This window comes from Pseudoxanthomonas sp. PXM02, from assembly GCF_014851805.1.
Classification (GTDB): domain Bacteria; phylum Pseudomonadota; class Gammaproteobacteria; order Xanthomonadales; family Xanthomonadaceae; genus Pseudoxanthomonas_A.
The window spans coordinates 206,625-223,240 of record NZ_JACVAK010000005.1 but is presented as its reverse complement, the minus strand read 5'-3'; the positions used below and the strand labels follow the sequence as shown (position 1 = coordinate 223,240).

Here is a 16,616-nt window from a genome sequence, read left to right as displayed (position 1 = left end):
TCAGTGACGTAAGACCACGTTTATCCTACCAATGCAACGACCTACAGTGGTCTCCAAGGCGGCACTGGCCGCATCCGACTGGAGCACCACCGTGAAACTATTGCACATCGACAGCAGCGCGCTGGCCGCCAACTCCGTCAGCCGACAACTGACCGCCGCCATCGTAGCCCGTTGGCAGGACAGCGTGCCCGGGCTGGAGGTCACCTACCGCGACCTCGACGCCGACCCGCTGGTCCACCTGACCAACGCCGTACTGGGTGGGGGCGATGCCGCCGCCGCACAAGCCAGCGAGGCCGCCATGCAGCAATTCCTGGCCGCCGACGTCATCGTGCTGGGCGTGCCGCGCTACAACTTCGGCGTGCCGTCCACGCTGAAGGCCTGGATCGACCGCGTGGCCGTGGCCGGCCGCACCTTCAAGTACACCGAGAACGGCCCGGTGGGCCTGGCTGGCGGCAAGAAGGTCATCGTGGCCGAGGCCAGCGGCGGCGAATACGCCGGCACCGCGATCGACTTCGTGGCGCCGTACCTGAAGCAGGTGTTCGGCTTCCTGGGCATCACCGACGTGGAATTCATCCGCGCCGAGCGCGTGGCCTACTCGCCCGAGCACAAGGCCCAGGCCATCGAAGCCGCGCTGGCCAGCATCCCGGCCCCGCTGCGCCAAGCTGCCTGAGTCCTGACACACCGCAACTCCTCTCCGTTCGGCCCGCGCAAGCGGGCCGTTTTCTTTGCGGCGACCAGAAAGCGCGGCCGCCCCACAGGAATGCACGAAACAGCCGGGCGACAGGCATCGGGATCGCGGGACGGGACCGGTATGCTGCCGGCTCCCGTCCCCGCGACCCGCCGATGCCCGCCCGGAAAGCCGCCCCGGAACAGATCGACGCCGCACAGGCGATCGCCCTGCTGAAAGCCGCCTCCAGCCCGACGCATCGCGCCGGGCTGGCGCGTTACGGGATTCCCGATACGCATGCGCTGGGCGTGCCGATGCGGGACATCCAGGCGCTGGGCAAGCGCATCGGCCGCCAGCACGCCCTGGCACAGCCGCTATGGGACAGCGGGATCTACGAAGCCCGCCTGCTGGTCGCCTTCATCGCCGATCCGGCGCAGCTGACAGTCACGCAGATGGACCGCTGGTGTCGTCAGTTCGACAACTGGGCGGTCTGCGACACGCTCTGCCTGCATCTGTTCGACCGCAGCCCGCAGGCGTGGTCGCGGGTGTCCGACTGGGCCCGCAAGCGGAACGAGTTCGAGAAACGCGCGGCCTTCGCCCTACTGGCAGGCTTGGCGGTGCACGACCGCGGCACCGCTGATGCGCCATTTCTGGACGGCCTCGCGCTGGTCGACGCTGCCGCGGACGATGCGCGCAACTTCGTCAGCAAGGGCGTGAGCTGGGCGTTGCGCGCCATCGGCCATCGCAACTCGCGGCTGCATACCGAGGCGATGGCGCTGGCGACGCGGTTGGCGGCCTCCGACGAAGCGACGCGGCGCTGGATCGGCAAGGACGCGTTGCGCGACCTCGACCGGCCGCTGGTGCGAGCCAAGGTGGCGAAGGGGCGTACGAAGAAGACGTGAAGCTCCCCTCTCCCTGCGAAGCGGGGAGAGGGTGCCGAAGGCGGGTGAGGGGCGAGCGGAGACAGGGTGCTTGAGGCGCTCAGCCGCCTGCCTCGTTCGATCAGCGCCAGATGGGAGAACCGAAAGTCCTGCGCGAACAGCGGCCCCTCATCCGCCCTTCGGGCACCTTCTCCCCGCCCGCGGGGAGAAGGGAGCCGCAATCACGCGATCTGTTCGGCCCCGCCCATATACGGGCGCAGCACCTCGGGCACGGTGATCGAGCCGTCGGCGTTCTGATAGTTCTCCATCACCGCGATCAGCGCACGGCCGACGGCGGTGCCGGAGCCGTTGAGCGTGTGCACGGGCTCGGGCTTGCCGGTGGCGGGATTGCGCCAGCGGGCCTGCATGCGGCGGGCCTGGAAGTCCTCGCAGTTCGAGCACGAGGAGATCTCGCGGTACATGTCCTGCGACGGCAGCCAGACTTCCAGGTCGAACGTCTTGGTGGCGCCGAAGCCCATGTCGCCGGTGCACAGCAGCATGCGGCGGTACGGCAGGCCCAGCTTCTCCAGCACGGTCTCGGCAGCGCGGGTCATGCGCTCCTGCTCGTCGTAGCTCTCCGACGGGCGCGCGATGGAGACCAGTTCCACCTTCTCGAACTGGTGCTGGCGGATCATGCCGCGCACGTCGCGGCCACCGCTGCCGGCTTCCGAACGGAAGCACATCGAATGCGCCGTCATGCGCAGCGGCAGGCGGGCGTCGTCGAGGATCTCGTCACGGACGATATTCGTCAGCGGCACTTCCGAGGTCGGGATCAGGTAGCGCTTGTGTTCGCCCAGTTGGGTGGAGAACAGGTCTTCCTCGAACTTCGGCAGCTGGCCGGTGCCGCGCATCGAGTCGGCATTGACGATCACCGGCACGCTGGTCTCTTCGTAGCCGTGTTCGTTGGTGTGCAGGTCGAGCATGAACTGCGCGAGTGCGCGGTGCAGGCGGGCCAGCTGGCCGCGCAGCACGGTGAAGCGCGCGCCGGACAGCTTGGCGGCGGTGTCGGCATCGAGCCAGCCGTGGCGGGCGCCCAGCTCCACATGGTCCTTCACGTCGAAATCGAACGTGCGCGGCGTGCCCCAGCGGTGCTGTTCGACGTTGCCGGCCTCGTCGCTGCCGACCGGCACGCTGGCGTGCGGCAGGTTGGGAATGCCCAGCGCGATGGCTTCGATCTCGCTGCGGATCTCGTCCAGCTTCACTTCCGATGCCTTCAGCTCGTCGCCGAAGCCAGCCACTTCCGCCATCAGCGCGGCCACGTCCTCGCCCTTGGCCTTGGCCTGGCCGATGGCCTTGGAGCGGGTGTTGCGCAGGTTCTGCAGTTCCTCGGTGCGCTTCTGGATCTGCTTGCGGGACGCCTCCAGTTCGGCGATGCGGGCCACGTCCAGGTCGAAGCCACGGGCTTCCTTCAGGCGCTGGGCGAGTTCGGCGGGCTGGGTGCGGAGCAGGACGGGATCGAGCATGGAAACAGCAGTCTGGCGAGGGAAGCCGGCATTATCGCCCATCTGCGACGGCCTGCCCGCGCGATTAACGGCGCGTGTGCAAGAATCGGCGCGTCTTTTCCGGTGACCCCCATGTCGGCCCAGCAACCGCACGACCCGCACTTCACCTTCCGCCTGCCCCGCACCGCCCTGCGCAATGCCGGTATCGCCTTCGGCGTCGGCCTGCTGCTGTTCGTGATCGTCTGGTGGGCGGGACGCGATGAGGGCTTCTACACCCCGGAGGCCGCTACGCCGGGCAAGCCGTTGCCGATCGAAGTATTGCCGGAACCGCTGGCCAACAGCGCCGGCGCCAGTGGCATGGAAGAGCCGGCACCGCGCCGCGCCGCCGAGGAACGCCCGCAGCTGGTGGAAGAAGCACCGATGCCGGCCCCGGTCTCCGAGACCCCGCTGCCGGCCACGCCCGGCGAGGCGGTGCCGGCGACGGCCACCGTTCCGCTGGCGCCCGGCGAGGTGCCCGTGCCGATCCCCGGCCAGACCCCGGCGCCGGAGTACCCCTCCTCGGCGATGCGCAATGGCGACCAGGGCACGGTGATGGTGCGCGTTGATGTCGGCCCGGATGGCGTGCCCACCTCGGTCGAAGTTGCCGAGCGCAGCGGTTCGCGCGACCTGGATCGCGCGGCGGTGGCCGCCGTACGCCAGTGGCGTTTCCAGCCGGCACAGCGCGACGGCCAGCCGGTGGCGGGCGCCGTGACGGTGCCGATCGATTTCAAGATGCGGTGATCACATGAGCCGTTCGCGACTGCTCACACGCATCGCGATCGGTTTGGCGACATCGTTGATCGTTCTTGGTTTCTGCTTGTGGCTGTGGTTCTTGCGCGCCCCGGCAATGGTCGACCCGCTGGGTAACGAACCCGGCGAAACATGGGTGAAGGGCCGTGGCTACTCCCATGCCGTACGCCTGATGGAGTCCGGCCGCTACACGATGCAGGTCCAGTGCGATATCTGCGCTGAGCCGCTCCAGTCAGGCACATGGACACGACAGGGCAACACGTTCGTGCTGCGTCACGCATCCGGCGCCATCGCGATGGAGCTTGTGCCCGTCAACGTGATGGGTTGCGATGCGCTGGCCAGACGCGGCGAACAGAACGCACACGCGCCCGGCGGCTTCTACTTCAAGCAGGATGATCGATGCGCCGATGCACTTTGACGGCGAGTGCGCATTGCTGAACCACTGTTCCGCTAACTGAACTTCGGTCTGCTCGCTTCATCGCTCGATCACGCATCGCAAACATCGTCACGCAAAGACTCGGCACCGTTCCAACGCGGAACCCACAACGCGAAACGGAGGTTCACATGTCGATGCCCACGAACAACGAATACCGCGCCCCGGACACCGTCGAAGACACCACGGTGGAGCCGCGCCGCACCACATCCCCCGTCCTGCTGACGCTGCTCGCCTTCGCCGTGACGGCCGGCGGCCTGATCTGGTGGAGCCAGTCGCGTGCGCCGGTCGAGACACCGGTCGCGACCATACCCGGCACCGTGATCGAGGACCCGGCCACCACCACGCCCGCCAAGGAGCGCGCCACGGCGGCCGCCAATCGCGAACGCGCCGAACGTGCAGCCGCTCGCCCGGCAGCGATCAGTCGCGACGCCCGCCCGATGGCCGGCAACGCCGAACCGAAGTACCCGGCCTCGATGCTGCGCGCCGGTGTCGGCGGCACGGTCGTCGTGCTGGCCGAGGTGGACGCCCAGGGCAACCCGGTCAACGTCCGCGTGGCCGAGCGCAGCGGCGAGCGTGATCTGGATCGTGCCGCGATGGCGGCCGTGAAGCAGTGGCGCTTCGAGCCGGCCATGCGCAATGGCAAGGCCATCGCCACCAGCGTGAAGGTCCCGGTCGACTTCAAGCCGATCTAACGCGTCACGCGCAACAGACGAGGAAGGGGAAAGGGGCGCGGGCAGGCGCCCCTTTTTCTGTGCGTGGCTCCCGTCTTGCGGGCTTTCTCTATGGGATCTTTCCTGTGGGAGCGACGTAAGTCGCGATGAAGCACTCCGCACCGATCATCGCGACTTACGTCGCTCCCACACCCATCTTGATCGCGTGCATCACGCCTTGCGCAGCGCGAACCCCGCACCCGTCGCCAATCCGTCGTAGTTGGGAAACGACGTCGCCACGTTCGCCACATCGCCGACACGCACGTCGCCCTTCGCGAGTTGGCCGGCGATCGAGAACGCCATCGCGATGCGATGGTCGCCGTGGCTGTCCACCGCCCCGCCCTGCAGTTCACCAGGGAAGATCGTCGCGCCATCCGGCGTTTCGTCCACACGTAGGCCGAGCGCGCGCAGACCATTGGCCATCGCGGCAAGACGGTCGGATTCCTTTACCCGCAATTCGGCGGCGCCGCTCACGACCGTCGGGCCGTCCGCGGCAGCGGCGGCGACAAACAGCGCCGGGAACTCGTCGATCATGTCCGGCACCAGCGCCTCGGGCACGGCGATGCCGCGCAGCGGTGCATGTCGCACCACGAGATCGGCGACCGGTTCGCCGCCATGCTCGCTGGCGTTCTCTTCGGTGATGTCCGCGCCCATCAGGCGCAGCGCCTGCAGCAGGCCAGTGCGACGCGGATTCAGGCCGACGGCACGCAGGCGCAGTTCCGAACCGGGAATGATGCTGGCCGCCACCAGGAAGAACGCCGCCGACGAGAAGTCCGCCGGCACTGCGATATCGGTGGCCTTGAGCCGTTGGCCACCGCGCAGGCGCGCGAAGCCGGGCGAGAAGTCGATGTCCACGCCGAACGCCTTCAGCATGCGCTCGGTGTAGTCGCGGGTCGGATGCGGTTCGCGCACGATGGTCTCGCCGTCAGCGTAGAGACCGGCGAGCAGCACGGCCGACTTCACCTGCGCGCTGGCAACCTCCAGCGTGTAGTCGATGCCGGTGAGCGGCTGACCGCCATGGATGCGCAGCGGCGGCAGGCCGCCCTCTTCGGTATCGATGCGCGCCCCCATCTTCGACAGCGGACCGGTCACGCGGCGCATCGGCCGCTTGGACAGCGAGGCATCGCCGACCAGCACGCTGTCGAAGCGCTGCGCGGCCAGCAGGCCAGCGAGCAGGCGCATGCCAGTGCCGGCATTGCCGCAATCCAGCTCGCCGTCCGCCGCCTTCAGTCCGTCCACGCCGACACCGTGCACGATGCGCTGCGAGGGCGATGGGGTTTCGACGCGTACGCCAAGGCGCGAGAAGATCGCGGCGGTGGCGCGGGTGTCCTCGCCTTCGAGGAAGCCATCGATGGTCGATACGCCATCGGCCAACGCAGCGAACATCACCGCGCGGTGCGAGACCGACTTGTCGCCGGGGATGTCGAGGGTGCCGCGCAGCGGTTGGCCGGCGGAGGCGATCCAGTCTTGTGTAGTGCTCATCGTGTGTCTCTGGGTTCAGCCCCCTCCTCCGCTTGCGGGGGAGGGTTGGGGTGGGGGCAAGCGGCGTCAGGCGTTTCGGGTTCGCCCCCATCCGCCCTTCGGGCATCTTCCCCCGCAAGCGGAGGAAGGACCGGTCTTACGGCACGGCAACGGGGTACGAACCCAGCACCTTGATCTGCGCGGAGTGCTGCTTCAGCTCGGCCAGCGCCAGTTTCATCGCTTCGTCATCGATATGGCCGGCCAGGTCGATGAAGAAGCCGTACTCCCACTTGGCGTGGTGCGACGGGCGCGACTCGATGCGGTTCATGCTGATGCCATGGCGCGCGAACGGGCTGAGCACGTCGAACAGCGCGCCCGGCTTGTCGTGGATGAAGACCAGCACCGAAGTGCGGTCGTGGCCGGACGGCGGGAACAGGCTGCGGCCGATCACCAGGAAGCGCGTGGTGTTGTCCTTGTCGTCCTGGATCGGGCTCATGACGACCTTCTTCAGGCCATACACGTGCGCCGCGCTCTCACCGCCAATGGCCGCCGCGTCGTCATTGCCACGCGCACGGCGTGCGCCCTCGGCATTGCTCGACACCGGCACCTTCTCGACTTTCGGCAGGTTGGCGCGCAGCCAGCCCGCGGTCTGCGCGAACGACTGCGGGTGTGCGTAGATGCGTTCGATGTCGTCGATGCGGCCGGTGCGCGACATCAGGAACTGGTGCACGCGCAGCTCGACTTCGCCGCAGATCTTCAGGTCCGAGGTCAGGAACATGTCCAGCGTGATCTGGATGGTGCCCTGCCCCGAGTTCTCCACCGGCACTACGCCGAAATCGGCGGCGCCACTGGCGACCTCCTGGAACACCTCTTCGATGCTGGCCAGCGGCAGCCCGTGCGCCGAGCGGCCGAAGTGCTTCAGCACGGCCTGCTGGCTGAAGGTGCCTTCCGGACCGAGATAGCCGATCTTCAGCGGCTCCTGCTGCGCCAGGCAGGCGGACATGATCTCGCGGAAGACATGCACCAGCACTTCATCGCTGAGCGGACCTTCGTTGCGGTCCACCACCATGCGCAGCACCTGCGCTTCGCGCTCGGGGCGGTAGTAGTCGACGGCAGCGGCGAGCTTGCCCTTGGCCTTGCCGACCTGGTGGGCGAAGTGCGCACGTTCGGCGATCAGCGACTGGATCTGGCGGTCGATGCCGTCGATCTTGGCGCGCACGTCGGATAGGGCCGGTGCGGGGGTGACATCGGCCTTCTTGGCTTTCGCCGGTGCGGCGGTTTTCTTGGGCTTGGTGGGTTTGGAGGCCATGTTTCGTGATCCCTGGAAATGCTTTCTGTAGGAGCGACGTAAGTCGCGACCGGACGGCTGACGGTCGCGACTTACGTCGCTCCTACAACAGCGCTACTCATCCATTGCGTTGCTGGAAGTCCCGCATGAAATCGACCAGCGCCTGCGCGCCCTCCACCGGCAGCGCGTTGTAAAGCGAGGCACGGATGCCGCCGACCGCCTTGTGACCCTTCAGCGCCAGCAGGCCGGCTGCCTTGGACTCGGCGACGAAGCGCGCGTTGAGCGTGTCGTCCGGCAGGAAGAACGGGATATTCATGCGCGAGCGCACGGCCGGGGCGACCTCGTTGCGGTAGAACCCGCCCGAGGCGTCGATGGCGTCGTAGACCAGCGACGACTTCACCGCGTTGCGGCGGGCGAACTCGGCGACACCGCCTTCGGCCAGCATCCACTTGAACACCAGCCCGGCCAGGTACCAGTTCCAGGTGGGCGGCGTGTTGAGCATGGAGTCGCGCTCGGCATGCGAGCGGTAATCGAAGATGTCGGCACGCGGCTGCCCCGCGCGTTCGAACAGGTCCTTGCGGATGATCACCACCGCCACACCGACCGGGCCGAGGTTCTTCTGCGCGCCGGCATAGATCACGCCGTACTTCGACACGTCCAGCGGCTCGGAGGCGATCGACGAACTGAAATCGGCAAACAGCGGTACCTCGCCGACATCCAGCGTGTCTCGGAACTCGACGCCATGGATGGTCTCGTTGGCGGTGATGTGCACGTAGGCGGCGTCGGACGTCAGCCGCCAGCTGTCGCGCGCCGGGATGTCGTGGAAGCCGCCGGCTTCGCCATCGGCGGCGATGTTGACCGTGCAGTACGGCCTGGCCTGCTTGATCGCGGTCTTGCCCCAGTGACCCGTGACCACGTAGTCGACGACCTGGCCAGGCGCAGCGAAGTTCAGTGCCAGCAGCGCCTGATGGGTCGTGGCACCACCCGACAGGAACAGCACGGCGTAATCGTCCGGGATCCCGACCAGCGCACGCAGGTCGGCTTCGGCCTGTGCGGCGACCGCGATGAAATCCTGGCTGCGGTGGCTGATTTCCACGATGGACGCGCCGATGCCGTTCCAGTCGAGCATCTCGGCCTGGGCCTGCCGCAATACCGGTTCAGGCAAGGTGGCGGGGCCGGCACTGAAGTTGAACGCGCGCGTCATGGGGCACCTGGAAGAATGAATCCCTAGTATGCCGCAGCGCATCAGTTGCAGGGGCAACCAGCGCGGGCTGCATCGCTTTGTTCCTCCCCCACGTACTACCCTGTGAACGGTCGCGGGATGGAGTGAACCAATCCCGCACCACCGGGTCGAAGTACCGCTTTCGGAGAAGCCCCCATGTCCTTGCGCGATGCCCTGCGGATTCCCGCCGCCCAGATCACCGACGAACGCGTCTATCTCGAACGCCGTCGCCTGTTGCAGACCCTGGCCGCCGCGCCGGCCCTGGCACTCGCCGGCTGCGCCGAGGCCGAACCACCGGCACCCCCGAAGATCACGGTGACGCCGGAGCAGGCGCGGTCCGGCTTCCGCACCACCGAGACGCTGACCCGCTACGAGGACGTCGCCAGCTACAACAACTTCTACGAGTTCGGTACCGGCAAGGCCGACCCCTCGAACGCCCGCAAGACGCTCAAGACCTCGCCGTGGTCCGTCGTGGTAGGCGGTGAATGCGCCAAGCCCGGCAAGATCGCGCTGGAAGACCTGGTGAAGGGGCTGAAACCGGAAGAGCGCGTCTACCGCCTGCGCTGCGTGGAAGGCTGGTCGATGGTGATCCCCTGGCTGGGCGTGCCACTGGGCGAGGTGCTGAAGAAATTCGAGCCGACCTCCAAGGCCAAGTACGTGGCCTTTACCACCCTCGCCGACCCGGTACAGATGCCCGGCGTGCGTTACCGCTCGATCAACTGGCCGTACCGCGAAGGCCTGCGTATCGATGAGGCCATGCATCCGCTGACGCTGTTGGCCACCGGCCTGTACGGCAAGCCGCTGCCCCAGCAGAACGGCGCGCCGCTGCGGCTGGTGGTGCCGTGGAAGTACGGCTTCAAGAGCATCAAGTCGATCGTCGAGATCAAGTTCGTCGAGCGCATGCCCGAAACCGCCTGGCACGACCTGCAACCATCGGAGTACGGGTTCTTCTCCAACGTCAATCCGAACGTCGACCATCCGCGGTGGAGCCAGAAGACCGAGCGCAGGATCGCAGGCACGCAGAGCAAGCTGTTCGCCGAACGCATCCCGACGCGCATGTTCAACGGCTACGCCGACCAGGTGGCCTCGCTGTACACGGGCCTCGACCTGAAGAAGTGGTACTGACCCGCGATGCGCAAGGCGTCCAACGGCCTGATCGCAGCCAAAGCCCTGATCCATGCGCTGGCGCTGACGCCGCTGGCGATCCTGGCCTGGCAGTTCTTTGATGTCTGGCAACACGGCAGCGATGCGCTCGGTGCCGATCCGGTGGCGGAGATCGAACACCGCACCGGCCTGTGGGCGCTGCGCCTGCTGATGGTGGCGCTGGCCATCACGCCGCTGCGGCAGCTGACGGGGCAATCGGTGCTGCTGCGCTTCCGGCGCATGCTGGGGCTGTACGCCTTCTTCTACGCGACGGTGCACCTGGCGGTGTACCTGGGGCTGGACCTGCGCGGCTACTGGACGCAGATCTTCGAAGAGATCGTCAAACGGCCCTACATCACTGTCGGCTTCGCCGCATGGCTGCTGCTGATGCCGCTGGCCATCACCTCGACGCAGGGCTGGATGCGCCGCCTCGGACGTCGCTGGGGCCAGTTGCACAAACTCGTCTACGCCATCGGCGTGCTGGCCGTGCTGCACTTCTGGTGGCTGGTGAAGTCGGACATCCGCGAGCCATTGCTCTATGCGGTCATCCTGGCCGTCCTGCTCGGCTGGCGAGCGTGGAAATCGGTCAGCCGGCGCCGAACAGCAGCAGTGCGCTAAGCGCGCCGGCCATCAGCAGGGCCGCGAGCAGCAGCCAGGGCCAACGCAGGGCGGATGCGGAGGATTTCGCCGGCAGCACGCGCTCGACGCCCGCGGCGTCGCCGTCATCCACGGATGCGCCGTCCTCGACCTTCGCGCTGGGCGCCCAAGGTACTTCCAGTACGAAACGGTGCTGGGCATCGAATACCACCTGATCGCCCGCCACCAGCAACGCATCCCGCACCGTCACGCCATTGACCCGCGTGCCCTCGGCCGACCCCAGGTCGCGCAACAGCACGCGATCGCCGCGCAATTCCAGCCGGGCATGCCGCTCGGCGAACGCAGGATCGTCGATGCGAATATGCGCATCGCGGGCGCGCCCGACCACGCGCGGCTGCTCCAGCGACACGCTCTTGCCGTGATACTTGCCGCCCAGGCCACGCAGGACTACCCGCATGTCGCCCTGGCCGGCATCGCCATCGCGCAGGTCCTTGGCGGAGGCATAGCCGGACTGCAGCAGCAGTTCCACCCCTTCCACGAACACCGCATCGCCCGGACGCAGGACCGCCATGCGCTTCACCGGACGTCCATTGATGTGCACGCCACGCATGCCGTTGGCGACCTGCAGCCACAGGCCGCGCTTGTCCACGCAGATCTGCGCCAGCAGTGCGCCCTGCAACGCGTCGCCGACGCCGATCGTGCCGGCGGCTTCGCGCACGATGCGGTGCACGCCGGTCGTGAGCGGGCGGTCCGGCGCGGGGCGGTTGCTGAAATGAAGTCTGAGGTTCTGCACGCGACGGGAGCCTATCAGGTTGGCGCGCGGCCGACAGCCCCGGCTTGGCATCGCACGGCGACGCCGCGCAGAATACCGCCACGTCACAGGAGTCCGCGCATGGCCAGCATCGATATCCAGCATCCTCATTCCAAGACGCCAGCGCAGGCGCGCAAGGCCATCGAAGGCGTCGCGAAGAAACTCGCCGAGCGCTTCGACATGGACTACGGCTGGGACGGCGACACCCTGAACTTCAGCCGCTCGGGCGTTGACGGCAAGATCGCCCTTCTGGCCGACAAGCTGCGCGTCACCGCGAACCTGGGCTTCCTGCTGTCGGCGATGAAGGGGCCGATCGAAGCCGAGATCCGCCGGGTACTGAGCGAAAAGTTCGACTGAGGCTCAGTCGCGGAACGGGTCCGGGTCACCGGAGAAGAGCCGGCGCGATACCGCCCGTTCCGCCCGTTCGATATCGCGCACGAAGGACTTGCCGTCGCCCAGTGCGGCGAACGCGGCAAAGCCGCGCTCCAGGAAGCCCTGCAATTCACCCAGCCCGGTGGCCTTGGCGGGGCCGCGCGACAGCTTCAGCAACGTAGCGACGCCCGGCGTCTTCACGGCCCGGGCCAGACCCACGCCCACTTCGGCGATCAGGTCGATCTGGTGCCGGCGCAGGCGCTGCAGGCCCACCTCACGATAGGCCTGCCCGTACAGGTCGGCATCCAGTTTGCGGCGGTTGGGCGCCAGCCGGTGCAGCGCTTCGGCCATGCGCATGTCCAGCGCGTGCGTCAGTACGCCCAGTTCGATCCCATGCGCCACGGTCTCCAGCACGGCACCTGGCAGCAGGCGCTGCATCATCGGCATCACCTTGGCGACATTGGCGTCGCGGCCGCTGAAATCGTGGTCGCCATAGACGTCACTGAGGAAGAACATCGCCGCCGCGCGCCGCTTCGGATCGTTAAGGAAGTGCTTGAAGCTGGCTTCCAGTCGGGCCGCCTGCCAGCGCCGGACCTCGGGTAGCCAGCGCAGCCGGTTGCGGGGTTCGCGAACCGGATCATGGGCGGCCTGGTGCCAGGCCAGGCGCCTGCCGACGCGTTCGATCAGCGGATTTGCTCGAGCCATGGAGGGGCATGATCCGGGCAGGCCGCGACCGCCGCAACCCGCGGGCGGGTCGGCTACACTCGGGCGGCAAGGTCATCACGGGTAGTACATGCTTTCGATCCACAGCGCACGGCAACGGGGCCACAACGGCAAGATCGGACTGGCCATCGCCGGCGGCGGCCCCATTGGTGGCATGTACGAGCTGGGCGCGCTGCGTGCCCTGGACGAAGCGCTCGACGGCCTAGACCTGACCCGGATGGACTGCTACGTGGGCGTCAGTTCGGGGGCCTTCCTCGCGGCCGGGCTGGCCAACCGGATGGGCACGGCCGAGATGTGCCGCATCTTCATCACCGGCACCAGCGACGACGCCGAATTCCGTCCCGAGACCTTCCTGCGCCCCAACGTCAGCGAGTACCTGCGGCGGGCGGCCAGCTTGCCCGGGCTGTATGCCGACTGGCTGTCGCGACTGGTGCGCAATCCACGTCGCGCCACGCGCTGGTCGGACCTGTTCCTGCGCTTCGGCGGCCTGGTGCCCACCGGCATCTTCGACAACGAGGAAGTGGAACGCTTCCTGCGCGACATCTTCAGCCGCCGTGGCCGCAGCAACGATTTCCGCAAGCTGGACGCCGACCTGTTCGTGGTCGCCGTGGACCTGGACAGCGGCGAGGCCGTGCGCTTCGGCGAAGAAGGCTGGGACGACATCCCGATCTCGCGCGCCGTGCAGGCCAGTTCCGCCCTGCCCGGCCTGTATCCGCCCGTCGAGATCGGGGGTCGCCATTTCCTCGACGGCGCCCTGCGCCGCACGATGCACGCCAGCACCGTGCTGGACCGCGGCATCGACCTGATGATCGGGATCAATCCACTGGTGCCGTTCGACGCCAACCAGGCGGCCCCGCAGGCCGATGAAGCCGAGCAGGTCGGCCTGGCCAGCGGCGGACTGCCCGCCGTGCTGTCGCAGACGCTGCGTACGCTGTTGCAGTCGCGCATGCAGATCGGCATGGAGAAGTACCCGCACCGCTATCCCGACATCGACCAGCTGGTATTCGAACCGAATGCGGACGACAGCGAGCTGTTCTTCACCAACCTCTTCAGTTTCTCCTCGCGCCACCGCGTCTGCCAGCTGGCCTACCGCAACACGCTGGCCGATCTGCGCAAGCGTGCCGCCGTGCTCAAGCCGATGCTGGCCGCGCAAGGCATCCGCTACAACGACGACATCGTCAACGACCGCCACCGCTCGATCCTGGACGGCCTCGACGTGACCCCGCGCATGACCGAGACCACCGCCCGCCTGCGTCGCGCGCTCGACGACGTGGACCAGCTGGTCTCGCGGCACCGCGCCGCGCGCCGCTCCTGAGCCGATCACGGGCGCATCACCCGCTGGTGTGAAAACTCTAGACGCGGCGTCGAATCTGGCACGCACTTCCACTACCACCCAACGACGGAACGCCATGGCCACGCTGAAGAAATCCGCACGCAAGAAGACCGCTTCCGCCTCCAGCGACGAGAACCTGCAGGCGCAGGCCGAACAGCTCTCCAAGCGCCTCGGCGAATCCGCCCAGCAGGTATGGCTGGCCGGCGTCGGTGCGTTCGGACGCGCGCAGGCCGAAGGCACCAAGCTGTTCGAAACCCTTGTAAAGGAAGGCCTCTCGCTGGAGCAGGTTACGCGCAAGGCCGCGGGTGGCAAGGCGCAGGCCATGCGCGATGCGATGGAAACCACCGTCGGTCAGGCCCGCGAGCGCGCTTCCGATACCTGGGATCGCCTTGAGAAGGTATTCGAGGAGCGCGTGCATCGCGCCCTGCGCCGACTCGAAGTCCCCAGCCGCGAAGACCTCTCCACGCTGATCGATCGCGTGGATGCACTGAATGCCGAACTGCGGAAGCTGGGCGGTGTGCCAGCCGCGAAACCCGCTCGCGCGACGCGTGCGCGCAAGGCTTCCGGCGTCAAGAAACCGGCGCCTGCCGCGAAGAAAACGCCCGCCAAGCGTGCATCGCGCAAGAAGGCTGCACCATAAGGCAGCACATGATGTTTCGTGAGGTTTTCTGAACAGATTTTTGTTGCGTGGCAGCATCGATTGACGTAACAATCATTCCGCCCGCCAGTCCATCGAAGTTCGTTTGCTCCCCTCCCCTTACGGCTTCGGACTGGCGGGCGCTTCCATGCCCCGCCAGCCGGCGCACCGCCGGACGATCACAGACATGTGCAGGGCCGGCCCGGTAGAATCGCGGGTCTAATAACAACAACGCTTCCCGCGCCACATGTCCATCTGGCTCATCGGCCTGGCCGTCACCCTCGTGAGCGGTATCGCCGCCACTCTTTACTTCTGGCTGGTCCGCCGCCCTCGCGACGAAATGTCCTACGGCCTGCATGCGCTGTCCGGACTGCGCTGGCGCGAGTTTTCCAAGCTTGTGCTGGCCGCGATGGCCGAGCGCGGCCTGGTGGAAGTGGCATCGGAGCAGCAGGAATCGCGCGAGCCGCAGTCGACCTTCCTGCTCGGCCGCGGCGACGAACGCTGGCTGCTGTCCTGCAAGCACGGCTCGGCCTACCGGATCGCCGCCGCGCCCATCCAGGAACTGGCTGCCAGCATCCGCCTTGGGGCTGCACAGGGCGGCATCCTGGCCACCGAGGGCAAGGTCGAAAAGGAAGGCCGCGACGCCGCCCAGGGCACCAGCATCGAGTTGCTCGACGGTCCGCGGCTGTGGCCTGAAGTCCGCCATCTGATCGAACCTTCGCTGCTCGAGCAGATCACCCATTACGCCTCCAGCCGCGCCAAACGCCACGCCAGCATTTCGTGGCTGGCAGCGGTCACCCTGGGCGCATTGGCCATGGCCGCCTGGTCCAGCACGCACCCTGCAAAGGTCGATGACGTGACCCACGTGCAGGCACCGGCCGTCGTGAAGCCTGCTACGCCCGCCGCCTCGACGCCGGCTCCGCCGGAAAGCTTCAAGGAGCCGACCGATGCGGAGCTGGAAGAGCAGATGCGCAATGTGCTGAAGGCGCTGTCCAAGACCCCGGGCATCACCCGCGGCGTCTGGCAGACCAAGCTGACCCTCAGCATCGACCGCGTCGCCAGCGAAAAGGAAGTCTGGCCGTGGATCTGTCTGGAACTGGAGCGTTATCCGGCATTGCGCGCAAGCCGCGTGCAGCTCAATCCGCCGCCGGGCAGCAGCGAGCCGGTGCGCTGGCGCCAGTGCAAGACGATGTAGCGCGTCGCGCACTGCGACGTTCGGTCGCTGTGCGCCCCCCCGTGTTCGCCGGATGATCCCGCGAACCTTCCGCGTGTCGCCTCGATGACAGACGCCTCCACTCTTTACGAACGCATCGGTGGCGGAACAGGCCTGCGCCGGCTGACGCAGCGCATGTACGCGCTGATGGATACTCTGCCCGAAGCGGCTGCCGTGCGTGCGCAGCATCCGGCCTCGCTCGAGGGCAGCGAGCAGAAGCTGTTCGAGTTCCTCAGTGGCTGGCTCGGCGGACCACCGCTGTTCACGCAGAAGCACGGCGCACCGATGCTGCGCGCGCGCCACCTGCCCTTCCGGATCGGCATGGAGGAAGCCAGCGGCTGGCTGGCCTGTTTCCACGGTGCCATGACGGAAACCGTCGAAGACGTCGAACTACGCGATGTCATCTGGTCGCGGATCGAACCACTGGCGCTGCATATGCGCAATCTGCAGGCGGTGCCGCTGCGTTGGGCGGAAGACGGTCAAAGACCGTGACCCCGCACCACATCATCGGTGCACGGCTTACATGCAAATGACGTAGTTGTCCGGGTCAGACATCGGCTCGACCTGGAGAATGGTCATGACCTGTGCCCATAGCTCGCTCCCCGGCCTCCTGCGATCTTCTTCCTCGCCGGATCGCTCTGGCGGACCGTAGGCTGCCCGCCAGTCTCCACCCGCGCACGCAGCGAAGCCGGATTGCAAGCAAGGGATCGTGGTGCAGCCAGACGTGTAGGCATCAGGCAATACCAGCGTCTGCTTTGCCAGTTCGCGAATCTGTGCGGACTGCCGATGGTTCAGTGTCATATCGATATCGCGATGGAATTCTCCCTGCCAGCGATACCCGGCGCCCCTCGG

The 16,616-nt window shown here is 67.2% G+C and carries 18 protein-coding genes; 12 read left to right on the top strand and 6 right to left on the bottom strand.

Annotated elements, in window-relative coordinates:
• The first annotated feature begins 91 nt into the window (after positions 1-91).
• Both IB225_RS19340 and IB225_RS19335 read left to right on the top strand, forming a co-directional pair.
• Positions 92-670, top strand: a complete 579-nt coding sequence (locus tag IB225_RS19340; protein WP_192314425.1) for an NAD(P)H-dependent oxidoreductase — start codon at positions 92-94, stop codon at positions 668-670.
• Between the two features lie 173 nt (positions 671-843).
• Complete coding sequence (locus tag IB225_RS19335) at positions 844-1,569, top strand: DNA alkylation repair protein (RefSeq protein WP_192314301.1); 726 nt, start codon at positions 844-846, stop codon at positions 1,567-1,569.
• A gap of 200 nt (positions 1,570-1,769) precedes the next feature.
• Here IB225_RS19335 and serS read toward each other — a convergent pair whose 3' ends face one another.
• Positions 1,770-3,050: a serine--tRNA ligase gene (serS, locus tag IB225_RS19330; protein WP_192314298.1), complete on the bottom strand. Its 1,281-nt coding sequence runs from the start codon at positions 3,048-3,050 to the stop codon at positions 1,770-1,772.
• Between the two features lie 111 nt (positions 3,051-3,161).
• On the opposite strand from serS, the gene IB225_RS19325 reads away from it, so the two are divergent.
• The 3 genes from IB225_RS19325 to IB225_RS19315 all read left to right on the top strand — a co-directional run bounded on the left by IB225_RS19325 (position 3,162) and on the right by IB225_RS19315 (position 4,946).
• On the top strand, positions 3,162-3,809 hold the full coding sequence (locus tag IB225_RS19325) for an energy transducer TonB (RefSeq protein ID WP_192314295.1): 648 nt from the start codon (positions 3,162-3,164) through the stop codon (positions 3,807-3,809).
• A 4-nt stretch (positions 3,810-3,813) separates the two neighbouring features.
• Positions 3,814-4,236, top strand: coding sequence for a hypothetical protein (locus tag IB225_RS19320; RefSeq protein WP_192314292.1), 423 nt, complete (start codon positions 3,814-3,816; stop codon positions 4,234-4,236).
• Between the two features lie 146 nt (positions 4,237-4,382).
• The gene (locus tag IB225_RS19315; RefSeq protein WP_192314289.1) at positions 4,383-4,946 is read left to right on the top strand and encodes an energy transducer TonB; all 564 of its coding nucleotides are present in this window, start codon (positions 4,383-4,385) and stop codon (positions 4,944-4,946) included.
• Positions 4,947-5,135: 189 nt separating this feature from the next.
• Here IB225_RS19315 and aroA read toward each other — a convergent pair whose 3' ends face one another.
• From aroA to serC, 3 genes are all read right to left on the bottom strand, one after another.
• Positions 5,136-6,446, bottom strand: a complete 1,311-nt coding sequence (aroA, locus tag IB225_RS19310) for a 3-phosphoshikimate 1-carboxyvinyltransferase (RefSeq protein WP_192314285.1) — start codon at positions 6,444-6,446, stop codon at positions 5,136-5,138.
• Between the two features lie 136 nt (positions 6,447-6,582).
• The gene (gene pheA / locus IB225_RS19305) at positions 6,583-7,734 is read right to left on the bottom strand and encodes a prephenate dehydratase (protein WP_192314281.1); all 1,152 of its coding nucleotides are present in this window, start codon (positions 7,732-7,734) and stop codon (positions 6,583-6,585) included.
• 97 nt (positions 7,735-7,831) lie between these two features.
• On the bottom strand, positions 7,832-8,917 hold the full coding sequence (gene serC, locus IB225_RS19300) for a phosphoserine transaminase (protein ID WP_192314277.1): 1,086 nt from the start codon (positions 8,915-8,917) through the stop codon (positions 7,832-7,834).
• Between the two features lie 174 nt (positions 8,918-9,091).
• On the opposite strand from serC, the gene msrP reads away from it, so the two are divergent.
• Complete coding sequence (msrP, locus tag IB225_RS19295; RefSeq protein ID WP_192314274.1) at positions 9,092-10,060, top strand: protein-methionine-sulfoxide reductase catalytic subunit MsrP; 969 nt, start codon at positions 9,092-9,094, stop codon at positions 10,058-10,060.
• A 6-nt stretch (positions 10,061-10,066) separates the two neighbouring features.
• Complete coding sequence (msrQ, locus tag IB225_RS19290) at positions 10,067-10,696, top strand: protein-methionine-sulfoxide reductase heme-binding subunit MsrQ (protein WP_192314271.1); 630 nt, start codon at positions 10,067-10,069, stop codon at positions 10,694-10,696.
• Here the strand turns inward: msrQ and IB225_RS19285 are convergent.
• Positions 10,665-11,468 carry an FHA domain-containing protein gene (locus IB225_RS19285; protein ID WP_192314268.1) on the bottom strand — a complete coding sequence of 268 codons (804 nt, stop codon included), beginning with the start codon at positions 11,466-11,468 and terminating at the stop codon, positions 10,665-10,667. The two genes, msrQ and IB225_RS19285, sit on opposite strands and share 32 nt — an antisense overlap.
• Before the next feature lie 99 nt (positions 11,469-11,567).
• On the opposite strand from IB225_RS19285, the gene IB225_RS19280 reads away from it, so the two are divergent.
• Positions 11,568-11,843, top strand: coding sequence for a polyhydroxyalkanoic acid system family protein (locus IB225_RS19280; protein WP_192314265.1), 276 nt, complete (start codon positions 11,568-11,570; stop codon positions 11,841-11,843).
• A gap of 3 nt (positions 11,844-11,846) precedes the next feature.
• On the opposite strand, the gene IB225_RS19275 is transcribed toward IB225_RS19280, so the two are convergent.
• Positions 11,847-12,563, bottom strand: a complete 717-nt coding sequence (locus IB225_RS19275; protein ID WP_192314263.1) for a hypothetical protein — start codon at positions 12,561-12,563, stop codon at positions 11,847-11,849.
• An 88-nt stretch (positions 12,564-12,651) separates the two neighbouring features.
• On the opposite strand from IB225_RS19275, the gene IB225_RS19270 reads away from it, so the two are divergent.
• From IB225_RS19270 to IB225_RS19255, 4 genes are all read left to right on the top strand, one after another.
• Positions 12,652-13,896 carry a patatin-like phospholipase family protein gene (locus IB225_RS19270; protein WP_192314261.1) on the top strand — a complete coding sequence of 415 codons (1,245 nt, stop codon included), beginning with the start codon at positions 12,652-12,654 and terminating at the stop codon, positions 13,894-13,896.
• 94 nt (positions 13,897-13,990) lie between these two features.
• On the top strand, positions 13,991-14,554 hold the full coding sequence (locus IB225_RS19265) for a phasin family protein (RefSeq protein WP_192314259.1): 564 nt from the start codon (positions 13,991-13,993) through the stop codon (positions 14,552-14,554).
• Between the two features lie 244 nt (positions 14,555-14,798).
• Positions 14,799-15,746 (top strand): restriction endonuclease, encoded by a 948-nt coding sequence (locus IB225_RS19260; protein ID WP_192314257.1) that lies wholly within the window; start codon positions 14,799-14,801, stop codon positions 15,744-15,746.
• Positions 15,747-15,830: 84 nt separating this feature from the next.
• Positions 15,831-16,256, top strand: coding sequence for a group II truncated hemoglobin (locus IB225_RS19255; RefSeq protein WP_192314255.1), 426 nt, complete (start codon positions 15,831-15,833; stop codon positions 16,254-16,256).
• The last annotated feature ends 360 nt before the right edge of the window (positions 16,257-16,616 follow it).